The organism is Lentzea aerocolonigenes (assembly GCF_000955955.1).
Lineage (GTDB): Bacteria > Actinomycetota > Actinomycetes > Mycobacteriales > Pseudonocardiaceae > Lentzea > Lentzea aerocolonigenes_A.
The window spans coordinates 1-904 of record NZ_JYJG01000113.1 but is presented as its reverse complement, the minus strand read 5'-3'; the positions used below and the strand labels follow the sequence as shown (position 1 = coordinate 904).

The window sequence follows — 904 nt, the reverse complement described above, 5'->3', positions numbered from 1 at the left end:
CCGACCGCGGCCATGGACGGCTTCCTCAACGTGTGACAGGAGAATTTCGTGTCTCTCAAGCGCCTCGCGCTCCTCACGGCCGGTCTCAGCGCGGTCGTGCTGGCGCCGATCCCCGCTGCGGCCGCACTGCCACCGCAGTGCTCCGGCACCGCGCCGATCAAGTGCAGCTTCAACGTCGCGCCCGGCAACTACGACGTGACGGTGGAACTGGGCAGCACCACCAAGGCGGCCAACACCTCCATGTCGGTGGAGGCCCGCAGGCAGGTCCTCAACGCCGTGTCCACCACCTCGGGCCAGGTCGTCAAGACGAAGGCCACGGTCAACGTCCGCAACCCGGAGGGGCAACCCACCGGCCAGGGCGGCAACGGCACGCCCGGTCTGCAGATCACGTTCGGCGGCAGCGCTCCGGCGATCGGCACGCTGACCGTCACCCCGGCGCAGGCTCCGCTGGCGGTCTACCTGGCCGGTGACTCGACGGTGTGCGACCAGCCGACGGCGCCCTACACCGGCTGGGGCCAGTACCTGCCGGCTCGGGTGAGGGAAGGCGCCGTGATCGCGAACTACGGCGACTCCGGTGAGAGCTCTGGCAGCTTCCTGTCGAACAGCGCGCTGTTCCCGCGGATGAAGCCGCTGATCAGGAGCAAGGACCTGGTGTTCATCCAGTTAGGACACAACGACAAGACCACCAGCGCTGGTGCATTCCGGGACAACCTCACCCGGCTGGTCAACGGTGTCCGGGAACGCGGCGGTGTCCCGGTGCTGATGACCCCGCCGGTGCGCAGGTTGTTCAGCGGCACCAAGCTCAACAACACCGCGTTGCACATCAACAGCGTCGGCGCGGACCTGCCCGCCGTCATCCGGGCGCTCGGGCGCAGCGCGAACGTGCCGGTGATCGACCTGACCG

The 904-nt window shown here is 68.6% G+C and carries 1 protein-coding gene; it reads left to right on the top strand.

The window, feature by feature from the left end; genetic code table 11:
• Positions 1 to 48: 48 nt before the first annotated feature.
• Positions 49 to 904: GDSL-type esterase/lipase family protein (locus UK23_RS17505; protein ID WP_052684760.1), on the top strand; the 856-nt coding region annotated here is incomplete at its 3' end.